12 protein-coding genes and 2 pseudogenes are annotated in these 13,917 nt (G+C 53.4%); 3 read left to right on the forward strand and 11 right to left on the reverse strand.

The genetic code is table 11. The features are described from left to right. From PEH01S_RS24440 to PEH01S_RS24475, 8 genes and pseudogenes are all read right to left on the reverse strand, one after another. Positions 1-790, reverse strand: a pseudogene (locus PEH01S_RS24440) (hypothetical protein); the annotation flags it as partial. A gap of 136 nt (positions 791-926) precedes the next feature. Then, positions 927-1,541: pseudogene (locus PEH01S_RS24445) on the reverse strand (ribonuclease HII); the annotation flags it as partial. A 52-nt stretch (positions 1,542-1,593) separates the two neighbouring features. Then, complete coding sequence (locus tag PEH01S_RS24450; RefSeq protein ID WP_127488597.1) at positions 1,594-2,106, reverse strand: hypothetical protein; 513 nt, start codon at positions 2,104-2,106, stop codon at positions 1,594-1,596. A 257-nt stretch (positions 2,107-2,363) separates the two neighbouring features. Beyond that, entirely contained in the window at positions 2,364-3,011 is a 648-nt protein-coding gene (locus PEH01S_RS24455) for a polysaccharide deacetylase family protein (protein ID WP_164828034.1), read from the reverse strand. 108 nt (positions 3,012-3,119) lie between these two features. Next, positions 3,120-4,451, reverse strand: coding sequence for an FAD/NAD(P)-binding protein (locus tag PEH01S_RS24460; RefSeq protein WP_127488601.1), 1,332 nt, complete (start codon positions 4,449-4,451; stop codon positions 3,120-3,122). 21 nt (positions 4,452-4,472) lie between these two features. After that, a complete protein-coding gene (locus PEH01S_RS24465) occupies positions 4,473-4,958 on the reverse strand; it encodes a GNAT family N-acetyltransferase (protein ID WP_025851528.1) in 486 nt (161 codons plus the stop codon). 36 nt (positions 4,959-4,994) lie between these two features. Continuing rightward, positions 4,995-6,398: an MATE family efflux transporter gene (locus PEH01S_RS24470; RefSeq protein ID WP_025851526.1), complete on the reverse strand. Its 1,404-nt coding sequence runs from the start codon at positions 6,396-6,398 to the stop codon at positions 4,995-4,997. Between the two features lie 366 nt (positions 6,399-6,764). Next, positions 6,765-8,684 (reverse strand): beta-N-acetylhexosaminidase, encoded by a 1,920-nt coding sequence (locus PEH01S_RS24475; protein ID WP_127488603.1) that lies wholly within the window; start codon positions 8,682-8,684, stop codon positions 6,765-6,767. A 123-nt stretch (positions 8,685-8,807) separates the two neighbouring features. On the opposite strand from PEH01S_RS24475, the gene PEH01S_RS24480 reads away from it, so the two are divergent. The 3 genes from PEH01S_RS24480 to PEH01S_RS24490 are packed head-to-tail and all read left to right on the forward strand — an operon-like array spanning position 8,808 to position 11,697. Next, positions 8,808-9,659 carry a MurR/RpiR family transcriptional regulator gene (locus PEH01S_RS24480; protein WP_025851522.1) on the forward strand — a complete coding sequence of 284 codons (852 nt, stop codon included), beginning with the start codon at positions 8,808-8,810 and terminating at the stop codon, positions 9,657-9,659. A 26-nt stretch (positions 9,660-9,685) separates the two neighbouring features. Beyond that, positions 9,686-10,903 (forward strand): N-acetylglucosamine-6-phosphate deacetylase, encoded by a 1,218-nt coding sequence (nagA, locus tag PEH01S_RS24485; RefSeq protein ID WP_164828035.1) that lies wholly within the window; start codon positions 9,686-9,688, stop codon positions 10,901-10,903. Between the two features lie 50 nt (positions 10,904-10,953). Next, positions 10,954-11,697 (forward strand): MOSC domain-containing protein, encoded by a 744-nt coding sequence (locus PEH01S_RS24490; protein WP_127488607.1) that lies wholly within the window; start codon positions 10,954-10,956, stop codon positions 11,695-11,697. A gap of 129 nt (positions 11,698-11,826) precedes the next feature. Here the strand turns inward: PEH01S_RS24490 and ylqF are convergent, their stop codons facing one another. The 3 genes from ylqF to rplS form a co-directional block, all read right to left on the reverse strand. Further along, on the reverse strand, positions 11,827-12,705 hold the full coding sequence (ylqF, locus tag PEH01S_RS24495) for a ribosome biogenesis GTPase YlqF (RefSeq protein ID WP_127488609.1): 879 nt from the start codon (positions 12,703-12,705) through the stop codon (positions 11,827-11,829). Between the two features lie 23 nt (positions 12,706-12,728). Continuing rightward, the gene (gene lepB, locus PEH01S_RS24500) at positions 12,729-13,325 is read right to left on the reverse strand and encodes a signal peptidase I (protein WP_127488611.1); all 597 of its coding nucleotides are present in this window, start codon (positions 13,323-13,325) and stop codon (positions 12,729-12,731) included. A 73-nt stretch (positions 13,326-13,398) separates the two neighbouring features. Beyond that, positions 13,399-13,740, reverse strand: a complete 342-nt coding sequence (gene rplS, locus PEH01S_RS24505) for a 50S ribosomal protein L19 (RefSeq protein ID WP_025851516.1) — start codon at positions 13,738-13,740, stop codon at positions 13,399-13,401. Positions 13,741-13,917: the final 177 nt, after the last annotated feature.

A 13,917-nucleotide genomic window follows, 5' to 3' on the forward strand; every position in this document is an offset into this window, starting at 1 on the left:
CTTGCGCTCCCGCGCTTGCTCCCGGCTGCGCCGCCGCTGGCGCTCCCGCGCCTGCGCCCGCTCCCGGCTGCGCCGCTGCCTGCGTCCTCTCTCCACCGTCAGGTTTCGCCCCTAGCAGCAAGCTCGCCGTATCGCGAAGCTGTTGAACAAGCTGCCGCACGTTTTGCAGCAGCTCGCGGCTTTGCGGCGACAGCGAAGCATTTCCTTCCAGCTCGCGCCCTGCAAGCTTGCCGAGCTGCTCTAAGACCTCATGAAACGGCGGCCCCTGCACCGCCTGCCGCACCGAAGCAACCGTTTCCGGAGTCATGGGCAGTCCTTTTTGAAACGCGATAACAGCCGAAGGAAGCCATGCTTCTTGCGGCATATTCGGGGGCATTTGAGCCTGAAGCTTCGCAAACGCCTGCACATTCTCCTTCGTCAACGTTACTCCGGCCTGATGCAGAAGCTGCACCAGCTGCCGGTTTGCCGGAGAATCAGGGAGCCCCATCGTTTTCACGATATCCGCGAGAGACCCGTCCGATATTTGCGCGGTTGGCTGCAGCGGCTTAAGGACTACCTGCCCCCCCGGCGATTCCGGCTGCACTTGAAGCATTGTGACTTCCCCCGGCTTCAGCGGCGTTTCAAGCTGTGCGCGCACCTGGACTCCGCCGATATTGACTACAGCATCCTTCTCCGGTCCAACCTGAAGCACCATGCCCTTCACCACTTGCCCGACCTTGAGCTCCAAGGCTTTAGGCTCCGCCGCCTGCGCGTCGCCCGCCAATCCCCGGATCAATCCGCTGATATTCATCGCTGCCCCTCCTTCCATCTATACAAATAAAGCCGGCCTGGGCACCGCTTGTACGTCACCCTGCCGGCAGCATTTCCGGTTCATTGTATATATCGGCTAGCCGCCGGGCTTTTTTCAGCCTAGACTCACAACTATTCTAAAACAGCACCTGCTGTTCGTAAACGATATTTCTTAGAAACGTTTTGCGGTGCATCGGCGAAGGACCGTATTCCGCCAGACGCTCCCGATGCATTTTGGTCGCATATCCTTTATGTATCGCAATGCCGTACTCCGGAAATTTCATATCCCATTGCAAGCACATGCGGTCCCGTGTCACCTTCGCAATAATGGAAGCGGCCGCGATGGATTGGCTTAGAGCGTCGCCATGTATGACGGCAAGCTGCTCCACATCCACATCGACTTGCTCGGCATCGACAAGCAGCGAATCGGGAACGGGGTTCAGCTGTTCGACCGCCCGTTTCATCGCGAGTCGAGCTGCCTGCTTAATATTGATCCGTTCAATCGTTTCGACGTCCGCCACTCCAATTCCGATGGACAGCGCCTCCTGCCGGATCACATCGTATAACGCTTCCCGCTTCTTCTCGCTTAGCTTCTTCGAATCGTCGACGCCCTCGAGCACCAGACCTTTTGGCAAAATAACCGCGGCAGCCACCACATCGCCGAATAAGCACCCCCGCCCGACCTCGTCAACTCCGGCCACGAACGTCCTTCCATAGCCCCAGAGCTCTTGTTCGTATTCCAGCATTTTCTCACCCGCATTTCCTGCAACAAAATTCGACCTGGTACTCCGCCATGATGTTCCATTATACCGCAGGATTCGGGACCTGCCTATCCCCTAGCGCATAAAACCGCGAATTCAAGCTTTTTCTCGTTTCGTCCAATAAATGTAAAACCATATTTTTTCCTTCCGCCGTCAACGTATAGTACCCTGCAGAACGATCCAGATCCACGAACAAACGATCGTTATTTTGAGCAAGCCAAAAGTACAGCGGATGCTCTCTGCCATCCTTCAAGCTCAGAGCGATCGTCATGTCGGGGGGCCGGATGTCCAGCTTAGCCGCCTCCGCAGTCGCTTCCTGTATCGCTTCGAGAAACTGTACGATCGCATCCCGGGAAACGATCGAACTCGTGTTGCCCGACGAATCGGTAATGATCAGGCTCGCAATATCTTCCGCCCGAATGCCATGCGGTTGGCCCCAGGTCCGTTTTCCGGCGGCAACATCTTTTCCCGTCTCATGACTGCAAGCACTGAGCAAACCGATGCCGAACAAAGCGGCGACAACGGCCATCCGCATACGTGCTTTCCATCCGTTCATTCCGTTCATTTTCTCCCGCCTTTCAGCAGCCGTTACTCTATATACATAACGATACGTACAACCGTTTTGTTTCCTCGTCCCAACCGAAAATTTTCAAGGGCCTGTCCACGACGACCTTGTCAAAAAGAAAAGGACCCGATTACGGAGAACCATAATCAAGTCCATGAAATGTGCAGCGAGCTGCTGGATTCGGATGTAAGGTGAGAAGAACGAAATTCAATATATATACATAATATTGAATAATTATTCGTTTTATTCTAAACTTGCAAAGCCATCGCTTCATTATAATTGCGCATCATCCGGGTCACGGTTACCAGTCTGTAATTATTGTCAATCAAATGGGGAAGCAGTTTTTCGATGGCCTGTACCGTTTGGCTGCGGTCCTCGCCCGCATCGTCTCCGCTGCCGTCATGAAATAAAATAATATCTCCAGTCTGCAGCGTGTCCAGCACCCGCTCCACAATCGTGTCGGCCCCAGGAAGACTCCAGTCCTTCGTATTTTGATGATCCGGCCAGATCACCGTATGAAGCCCGAGCCGATCGGCCGCCTCGACGGTATGCTTATTGAATTCGCCATAAGGGGGGCGAAACAAGGAGGGCTTTATTCCTGTAATTTCTTGAATAATCCCGTTCGTGGTTTCCAATTCTTCGTACACTTCCTGCCTTTCGCATTTGGGCAAAGCGGGATGGCTGTACGTATGGTTCCCTATTTCGTGCCCTTCTTCAACCATACGGCGAAGGAGATCCGGGTATTGCTTGGCATAGGAGCCGATAACGAAAAAAGTGGCATAAGCTTGGTGTTTCTTAAACAAGTCCAGAATTTGCGGAGTATAGACCGGATTCGGACCGTCGTCGAACGTGAGCGCGATCTGTCGTTCCCGCGAAGGCAATTGGTAGATAATCAAGCGTAACTCTCCCTTCCAAAGGAAAATAGCAAGGAGAGGCGTTCGCTTCCTCTCCGAAAACTCATGGTCCTCGGGTCGGATCGTCCGGCAAGCCTTATTTTTCAACCGCTATCGCTTCGATGCCAGCGCCGTCTCCGATAATCGCTGGTACAAGACGCTGCCCAGCTCCTCCGCTACCCGGTACACGGCCAGAATACTTTCAACGTGGGTTTCAAGCGCATCCTGGTTTAATAATGGGCCGATGACAAAGCCGTTGTCCGCTCCGTCGAGCTCGTAAGAGTTCGGCCGCAGTTGGAAGCCCCGCAAGGAAGCGTTCGTTTTAAAATGATTTTCGCGTGCCCGCAAATTGCGGATCAACGGGGAATCCGTCCGGTTCACGCGTCCGGCTCCGGTGCAGTTCACCACGAGATCTGCCGTCAGTTCGATTTTCCCCTCATCTCCGTCCGCTTCTATAGATAACCGGCGGTCTGCCCGGCTATCCATACGAATGATTTTTGCCTGCGTGGCGGTAACAAGCCCTTCCGCTACAAACCGGGCAGCGGTCTCGATATATTCACGGGCCGACGGACGCTGGCCGCCCGACGTCAGAGCTTCGTTCTCTTCGCCTTCGAAGACGCCGCCCGGCAAGTACCCGCTTGAAGAGACAACATTAATGCTGCGGACAGCAGAGAGCAGCTTCGGGCGATTCGCAAGAAAATAGATCGCCTCAATCGCCGAAGCGTTCGAGCCTGCGATCAAGATGTCCAGCTTCCGGCCGAACGTTGTGACGCGCTCCGTAACCGCCTGTTCCAGACCGGCATAGGCATCCTCGTACAAATCGTGAATATATCCCTCGTCCACACTCAAGCCGCAGCTATTGCTGCGCGGGATGCATCCCGTCGCCAGCACGAACGCCCGGCCAAGAAAGCTTGAGTCGTCGGCAAGCCGGATCGTAAAGCCGGACTCCTCCGGTTCGACATCCGTTACCTCTCCCGTAATCAACCCGACCTTGGCCAAATTCCGTTCTTCGGCCAACTGCACCGTTTGGCGAAGCAAGCGCTCGACGTAGAAGCCGAACAGCTTCCGGGGCACATACAATCCGTCTACCTGCCCGCTCTCAAGCTGCTCCTTATAGCGAAATATCCAGGCCTGCAGCAATCGGTCTTCATGGTGCACGCCTTCATTGAGCAGCTCCTTATAATGCAGTGACAGCCAATCCCGGAACTCTTTCGGTGTCGATTGGGCAGCCGGTTCAATGAGCAAAAATCCGGACGGGCTTTGTTTCCCGTAAGGAATCCCGCGACCGAATTCGCCGAAACGGTCAATCATCACGATATCGATCGGCTTTTGTCCCGCTTCCTTGCCTGCTTCCAGCAACCGGTTTAAGACATGAATCACCACCCGGCTTCCCGACAAGCCTCCGCCGGCAACTACCAAATCGGCATGATTAAGGTTTATCATCGTTTCTCTCCCGCTCCTTTTTCAACTATCTTTTCCACGCAATCTGTCGATATAAATCCCCGGATTCGACCCTTCGATATCGATAGCGCCCACGACTCGCGCGTAGAACGGAGCCGCCTCCTTGGGACCGCCGATTATGGCATAGGCGTAGCCCATATCCGCCATCGCATGCAAGCAATGCAGCAGCAGCGCTTTGCCCACCTGTCCGCCCCGGTAAGCTTCGCCTACCCCGATCGGGCCGAAAAAATTCCGGTACGTCGCTTCATAGCAAGCAAAGCCGATAATTTCACCGTCCTGTGTAGCAATAAAGCTGCTGACTGGGGAATTGGAAAACGTAACGTCGCATTCGCTCATCCAACCTTTGCTAAAATTGGTTTGCACCCATTCCAGCACCTGATTTTTCTCATAAGCTCTCGGGCGGCGTATAAGGATACCCTTCTCGCGCAGTGCGTTAATATAGCCGTCCAACGGAGGCAGCTCATAAAGCTTTACTAATCTGTCCAGCATTTCCACGATCGCTTCACCTCAAAATGATTTTCAATATTACATCGCCGAATACGTCTGCTCACGCGTCTCAACCGTGACAAGGTTTCGCACCCATTTGCCTTGCCGGATGCGATAAAGCGTCATGCACGCTTTCACAAGATCTTCCATAATGACCAGTATAAAAATTTGCGGCAAGCTCCACTTCAAGACGAAGGCGCCGACTAAAGCAAGCGGGATGCCTATCAGCCATTGTCCGGTGAAATCAATCACCAACCCGGCCTGCAAATCTCCTCCGCTGCGCAGCACCCCGCTGATCCCGACGGCATTGATCGTTTTCAGCCAAAAAGTAAGCGCCATGATCATATACACTTGGAAGGCCTCATCGATTAATGAATCGTCGATCGCTCCGTACAATCCGATGATCGGGCGGTAAAACAACAGCAGCAGCGAACCCAGCGAGAGCGACAGGAGAAGACTGATCATTAGCATTCCTTTAGCTTGATCAATTACAGCACTAAAGCGCTGTTGTCCAAGAGTGTGGCCCAGGAGCACGGCCGTCGCCGTAGCGCATCCTTGTTCAAAAGCGGCACTGAAAGAATCGACGGTCGCCATCATCGACATAATAGCCAACGCTTCGGTCCCGATCTTTCCGTAAATGACATGATACAAGAAGATTCCCGTAGACCAGATGAAGCCGTTGACGGTGGCCAGCACGGATATCCGGACAAACTGTATTAAACGATCTTTGCTGATATAACGGATGAAATCGTTCGGAACGAACGCCAGGGGGTGTTTTTTGAAGTAAATCATTGAGGTGAGCAGCAAAGCCTCCGCCACACTGCTGATCAGCGTAGCATAGGCAGCCCCCATGATGCCTAACTGGGGAAACCCGGCTTTTCCAAAAATAAGAAGGTAGTTCAGCAGCACATTCAAGGCGACGCCGCCTATGCTGAAGTACATCGCTGTGGAAGCTTGACCGATGGCTCGAAGGCCAACGCCAAACACATTGACAATCGCTAAAAAAATGACGCTTAATGAAATGACGCCCAAAAAACTCGATGCGATTTCGGTAAGATGGCTGTCGGAAGTGGCCAGCCCCATCACGAGCGCCGGATTTGCGGTAAAAAAGACGAGAACCGGCAGCACGACAAGCGCAAACGCCATCCCGAAACTAAGACCCAGAATTCCTTTGACGCCGGAAAGATTGCCCGCTCCCCAGTATTGGGCGGCCAGAACGCCGCAACCGCTGCTGAGGCCGACCAGCAGCACAATCGGAATCATCATCGCTTTACTAACAATACCGACCGCAGCCACCTCGGTTTGTCCTAACGTCCCGACCATCAGGACATCCGACAAATTCCGCGACGACAGCATAAGCACCTGAATGATGACAGGAATTGCCGTCGCAATAAAACTGACGAAAAATGCTTTTTCAAACCCAAACCACTTTCTTGTTTTCATTCCGGTTCTCCCTATCGTATGTCTCTTCATCCTCTCGCCGACTGTCTTGCAGACCGGCGAACTTTATCGCCGTCACTATTCTCGTATTCCCGCCTGCACTCACTCCTTTTTATGGTTTACTCTCCATCCTTGATTTCCCCTAACCTCCATCAGGGAAACTTTATCTCATAATCCAATAAATAGTAAATACTATTTATTAAAAGGATATTATCAAATTTTTCCCATTGGAGCAATAGGTTTTTGAGGATTTGAAATTTATAATTTTTCATAAGAGAAACGTTGTTCAACAAGAATTGAAAGTTAGAAAAGCCTCTTGCGCCTTAACGCAGAGGCGGTCTCTTGAATCACAAACGCGCTTCTTTCCGGTCAAAATATCGGCAGCACATGGAAAAACACATTCGGCGAAGCAATTCGAAAATAATAGCTGCTCCAGCCCGCCCCTTTATTGTTAAAACGATTGCGTTGGCCGAACAACAGCCGCTCCTGTTCCAATTCCTCGAGCTTATCGACTCTGCCCTCCGCATAATCCAGCAGTCGCGCGCCTGCGCTCTCCAGCCTCGTGAGGACGCCGCCATAGCGGATATCGAGCACTTCCCATCCAAAAGGCTTATACATCGCATGCCATTGGTTCCGATGAGCGATCCGCAGCGCGTTGACGCGACGGGACAACTCGGGAAGCACATCCAGCGCCGCCTCTTTAAGCTTTTCCAGTTGACCGTTGTCGTAAGCCTGCTTCAGTTCGATGCCTAATTGGCTTTTTAACGCCAGCACTCTGCACAATTGCTCAGGCACCTCGAACAAATAATCAAGATCCGCCTCGGGATTGCGTCGTTCACGAATCGCTTGCTCCAGCCGTGCGTAATGCTCCGACAGCTCCAATCCCTCGATCTGCTTGTCGAACAAGCCTAACAGCACATCCTGCCACAGCAAAAACTTGGACGGATTGCTCTGCTCCGTATTGTCCGGCACGCTCCCCGGCGTTTCGTCCAAATATTTCAGATTAAGGAACGCTTCTGCTTCAATGCCCGTACAAAACTTCACTCGTTGATACAGTTGTTCCGTGCTCACTTCCTCCGCGTAAGCATGTTCCGCATACAGCTGAATGCCGAGCAGCGCATTGAAATGGTTGTTTTCCATGCCGTCGTCGCCCCACATGGCCGCATGTACCTGCTTCACACCCTCCTTTTTGCAGGCCTTCAAGGCCGCGTCGGAAGTTTTCAAGGAAAGCCCGTAGTTTGTGCCGAAGCAGTTCCACGTCCAGATGCCGCCGAGGAAAATCGGATTCTGACCTCGGCCCAATTGACGATGGATGTCAATCAGATACGAATAGTCCTTTTCTTCCGTATGGAAAAAGTCCCAGTAGACTAACCGCACGTCGCTGGGAAGCACGCTCACCATTTCCTCGGGAAGCTCCACGTTTTTCACGAACACGTAATGATCGCCCTCAGCCTTGGAAGCCATCTTCAGGAACATGTCTCCGTACATGCATGGCTCCAAGCCGAGCTTTTGCGCAATTTGGCGCACCTTGGACAAGTGCCCGATCATCACGTCGAACCGGTCCTTATAACCGAAACGGTCGAGGTATTTCCCCCTTCCCAGCTCCTCCGCTTCGTCCATGCCGATATTCACCTTTTTGCTGCGAAACGGAGCGGTTGCGGCTCCAAGCATTTTCTCAATCAGCTCGTATGTCGGCTCGTAATCGGACAGCAGCACGCCCCTCGTGTCCCGGTAGTGCGCCGCCTGCTCCCATTTCAAAAACTCCTCCAGATGCGCGTAGGTCTGGATACTGGGATACGCCTCGATGCCAAAGATGTCCGCATAGTCATCTATCGCTTTCAACTCGGCGAACGAATATCTCCCCCGCATATAACCGAAATAAGGCTCGCCCTCCAGCTCATACACATCTTCCATGTAAAGCACCATCGAGTTGAGCCCCATCAGGGCGAGCTTGTGAATCCATGCCTTAAAGCTGTCCACCGTCAATACCGCATTGCGCGACAAATCGAATTGCGGCCCGATCGCATCGAACTGCGGATGCTCCTTGATATGGAACGATTCTTTCTCGCCGTAATGCTGAATAAACAATCCTAATGCGCGAAAAAATTCGTGCTTTCTTCCATAGCGGATCGTTCCTTGCCCTTGTTCCAGACGAACCTCCAACACATTCGGCGTCCGTTCCACGCGCACCGGGATGCCGTCATCCGATAGCGTAAGCCGCAGCTCCTCCGCCAACAGCCCGATCCCGGCTGACACCTCTTCCGTTTGCCCTTCAAACTTTATTCTCATCGCTTCTCCCTCCAAACTGGTACGGAATAGAAAAAAATATTGATATGTAACATTATTACGTATATTATTATATTGTGAGGAATTATATTACGTCAACGAATAAATCACAAGCAGGTGAACGTCATGAACAATGCCGGTTTATTGCTGCAAAGCATGCTCGATACGCTGCATCCGGCTGAAAAACGGGTAGCCGAGTATATCCTTCGGCACCAGCAGCAAATTAGCCAAATTTCCGTGCAAAAGCTCGCCGAAGATACGGAAACGAGCGTAGCGACGGTCGCCCGGCTTGCCCAGCGCGCCGGCTTCAGCGGATACCGCGAGCTAAAGTTCGCACTGCTTGCTGCTACGGCCGCAATTCCGAAGAAAGACGACCATTTTGACGATATTCGTCCCGGCATGGACTCCGCCGAAGTGATCCGGCAGCTTACCCGCGGGGCAAAGCAATGCATCGAGGATACGGCGCTGGTCCTGTCCGCCGAACAGGTCGACCGGGCCGTTACCGCGCTGCTGAACGCTTCGAAAACGGCTTTTTTCGGCGTAGGCAGCTCTTCTTTCGTCGCGATGGACGCCTCGTTCAAGTGGATTCGCCTGAACCGGTGGAGCTTTGTTTACAGCGATCCTCAAGTTATGCTGCTTTCCGGCGTCCTGCTTCAGCCAGGGGATGTACTCGTCGCTATTTCCTACTCTGGAAAAACGAAGGAAACCCTCGAAGTGGCGGCGATGGCCAAAGAGCACGGGGCCACGGTGATCAGCATCACGCAGGTCGGCAACAATCCGCTTCATCAAATGGCGGATATCGGACTTTGGGTCACCGCGACCGAGGCGGGGATGAAACGGGGCGACATCGGTTCGCGTCTGGCTCAAACCCATGTGATCGATATTTTATACATGTCCATGATCAGCCGTAACTTTACCGACGCCGTACTGCAGCTGGAAGAAACCTACACCATGGTGCGCCAAAAAAGAAAGGGCTAAACAAAGAGCAAATGGAGGCGTTGCACGTGACGGAGCGCGAACGAAGAGCCGGCCGGCTGGTGCTCAAAGGGATGATCCTCGACGGAAGCGGCAGAGACCCTTTTAGCGGTTATGTCGTCATCGAGAGGGGCAGAATCGCAAAAGTATACGCCGAGGAGGAGACGGCCGCCGGATACGGCCATCCGGATGAGGCTGCAGACGCACCCCTGCTCGATTTTGGCAGCTCCTGCTTGACACCCGGCTTGATCGACATTCATCTTCACGGCGGCGCAGGCGCGGATGTCATGGACGGCAGCGCCTCCGGCCTGATCCGGATGCTCCGCTATTATCTCGCCCATGGCACAACCTCGATTCTCGCCACCACCTTGACGGCCTCGAAGCCGGACATCGACCGCGCGCTAGCCGCCGCTTTTTCCGTGCGGCAAACGGAGCGCATCGGTCAGGTGATCCAAGGCATCCATCTTGAAGGGCCGTTCCTCAGTCCCAAATGGCCCGGAGCCCAGCATCCGCAATGGCTTTGCAACCCGCAGACCGCGTGGCTTCGCGAATGGACCTCCCGCTTCCCCGGATTTCTTCGCATGCTGACGCTCGCTCCCGAACTGGAAGGCGCCCAGGAGGCCGTCGCTTTTGCCTTGGAGCAAAACATCATCGCCGCTTGCGGACATTCCGACGCTACCTACGATCAGGTGCGGACCGCTATCGGCTGGGGAATTTCCCATGCCGTCCACTGCTGCAATGCCATGCGTCCGTTTCATCATCGGGAACCGGGGGTTGTGGGAGCGGTGCTTCTGCACGACGAGCTTAGCACCGAAATCAACGTTGACGGGTATCATCTGCACCCGGCAGCCGTAGAATTGATTGTAAGACTAAAGCAGGACCGCGTCTGTGTAATTACGGATTCCATGCGCGCCGCGGGCATGACGGACGGCGTCTACCATTTGGCCGGACTGGAGGTGCATGTCAAGGAAGGGGCTGCCCGGTTCGCCGACGGTACGATCGCCGGAAGCACCATTCCTTTGGCGCAATCGGTACGAAATCTCGTGCAAACGCACGGAAAATCGTTGCCGGAGGCCGTGAAGCATGCGACCTCGATTCCGGCAGGAATCGCAAAACTGCACAACAAGGGACTTTTAAAAGCCGGGTACGATGCGGACCTCATCGTGCTGGAGCCCGAGCAACTGCAGGTGAAGCGCGTCATGCTTGGCGGGGATTGGTTTGATCCCGAATCCAACGACTTTGTCTAGGCATCGGGAAGCGCATATTCACAAGCATTCATTTCAGGGAGGGGTTCGCTTTGCAATCCATTGGTGTCATTGAGGCCATTTACCGGTATCCGGTTAAGTCCTTTCAAGGGGAACGCCTGAGCACGGTCGATATCGAGCGATACGGTCTCTACGGAGACAGAGGGTACGCTTTTATTGATCACACGCGCTCAACCGATGCTTCCCGCTCGAATAAAAAGCTGAACGCCAAATTTGTCCCGAAGCTGCTCGCTTACTCCAGCAAATACGTGGCCGACCGATCCGGCAACGAATTTCCGCCAGTGCAGGTTACCGCCCCCGACGGCCGGGTATTTCAATGGGGTGAGGAGCTTTTTGAAGAAATTCGGGCCGTCGTTTCTCCGCGGGAGATTTCTCCACAGAAATATTCGCCTGAGCATGACGACCTGCTGGGGGTTGATGAAGCAAACATTTTGCTCGCCACGGATGTTTCTCTGGCCGAGCTGGAAAAAATTATCGGCGTGGAAGCCGACATGCGCAGATTCCGACCCAACTTCGTCATTCGCTACGACGAACAAAGGCCTTTTGAGGAGTTTGATTGGATCGGGAAAACCGTCCACATCGGAGATACGAAGCTGGAGGTATACAAAAAATGCCATCGATGCAGCATGGTGAACGTGGATCCGGACCATAACACCGTCAACCCGACATTCCTAAAGCATATCGCCAAGCATCTGGATGCCTGCTTTGGGGTATACGCCAGAGTCGTTCGGACCGGAACCATTACCGTTGACGATCCGGTTTATTTGAGCGATTGATTTCAAATTAAAAAGAGCGATTCGTTCCTTTACGAATTCGCTCTACTTGATACATTCATTTTTCGTTCCCAACGCGCGCCGTGCCTCTCACAGCGCGCGTTGCCGCGTTTATGGACAGCTGTGGCATGGTTAGGCTGTCGGGGCATCTTCAGGCGCTTCCAGGCTTATTCGTCCCAGCTTGCCTGCCCTCAGCTCGCGCAGAATGGCGAGCGAGGCCTTCTCCAGATCCACCCGTCCTCCGCTCATCAGCGCGCCGCGCTTGCGGCCTACGGCTTCCATCAAAGCGACAATCGCCTCGGTATCTGCCGGGTCTTGCGGAATCTCTTCTACGCCGAAACGCTCTTTGACCGCTTGCGCATAATGCTGGGTCAAATAACGCATAGCGAACAGGGCGATTTCCTCCACCTGCAAAATCTCTTCCTTGATCGCCCCGGTCGCTGCCAAGCGCAGACCGACCGACTGATCTTCGAACTTCGGCCACAAAATCCCCGGCGTATCGAGCAGTTCCATCTCCGTGCCGACCTTAATCCACTGCTGTCCTTTGGTGACCCCCGGCTTGTCTCCGGTTGCGGCGATTTTACGTCCGGCCATCCGGTTGATCAGGGTCGACTTTCCGACATTCGGAATTCCGACGATCAGCGCGCGGATCGCTCTCGGATTCATTCCTTTGCGCAGCTGCGCCTGAATTTTTTCCGACAGCAGCTCCTTGCTGCGCTGCATAATTTCTTTCACCGGGTTGCCGCCTACGGAATCGATAGGGATCGCTTTCAGCCCTTGCTCGGCGAAAAACTCAATCCACTGCCGGGTAACCTCAGGGTCCGCCAAATCATGCTTATTCAGCAGAACCAAGCGCGGTTTGTTTTGCAAAATCTCATCGATCATCGGGTTTCGGCTGGATAACGGTACCCGCGCATCCAAAAGCTCGATCGCCATATCAATCAGCTTCAGCTTCTCCTGGATTTGCCGCCTTGCCCGTGTCATGTGACCCGGAAACCATTGGATCGTCATCTGAGTCACCTCAATCTGTTTACCTACTGCCGGTTCGGGCTGTTGAAATGAACCAGGCTGATTTTATTGAACGGCCAGAATATCAAATCGGCACGTCCGACAATTTTATCATAATTGACAAAGCCTACAGACGGGTCGCGGCTATCCGAGCTGTTCGAACGGTTGTCGCCCATTACGAATACGCTGCCCTCGGGGACTGTCTGCTCCGGGAAATTTCTTGTGTTATAGGGTCTCCCTTCCGAGGCGGCTTTATCCAACGCCGGCTTCAGATAGGTTTCGTCCACCAATTGGTTGTCCACGTACACCTTGTCGCCTTCGACTCTAACCTTTTGGCCCGGCAAGGCAATGACGCGCTTTATGTAATCTTTATCTTTGGTCGCATGAAACACGACGACTTCCCCGTGCTTCGGCGTCCCGAACTTGTAAATAAACTTATTGACAATGAGCCGTTCTCCCGTATAGAAATTCGGCTCCATGGAAGGCCCTTCCACAATGAACGGGGCGAAAACGAGCCAGCGTATAAAAAACACGAGGGCCGCCGCAATCAGCAGCGCTTTGATCCATTCCCAAGCTTCGTTTTTGACGGGATTCGTTTTTTCTACGGTTTGATCCTGCTCCATTAGCTTTCCTGCCCTTTCGCCAGAGTGGGTAAAAAACGAAAAGGGACTTGGTGTGCAAGCCCCTTTGTTTTCGTTATCGAATCTCTTGAATTCTTGCTGCCTTACCGCGCAGACCGCGAAGATAATAGAGCTTCGCGCGACGGACTTTACCACGGCGAGCCACTTCAATCTTATCGATCTTCGGAGTATGAAGCGGGAACGTTCTCTCAACGCCGACACCGTAAGAAATTTTTCTTACTGTGAACGTTTCGCTGATTCCGCCGCCGCGGCGCTTAATAACAACGCCCTCGAACAGCTGGATACGCTCGCGCGAACCCTCGATAACCTTAACGTACACTTTCAAAGTGTCGCCAGGACGAAAGCTCGGAATGTCGCTGCGCAGTTGTTCCTTCGTAATCTCTTGGATCAAGTTCATGGATGACTCCCTCCTTCCACACAGGTGTTCATGCCGCTGCTAATAGATGTCGGTTCTTCGATGTCACGTGCAGAGGACCACCGTATTCAAGCAAATTGCCACAACGTTTTATATAATAGCATAAACTCAAGGGAAACACAACCAGTTCTTCGCTGTACCGGCTGTGATTGACGATAA

This window comes from Paenibacillus ehimensis NBRC 15659 (assembly GCF_004000785.1).
GTDB lineage: Bacteria > Bacillota > Bacilli > Paenibacillales > NBRC-103111 > Paenibacillus_G > Paenibacillus_G ehimensis.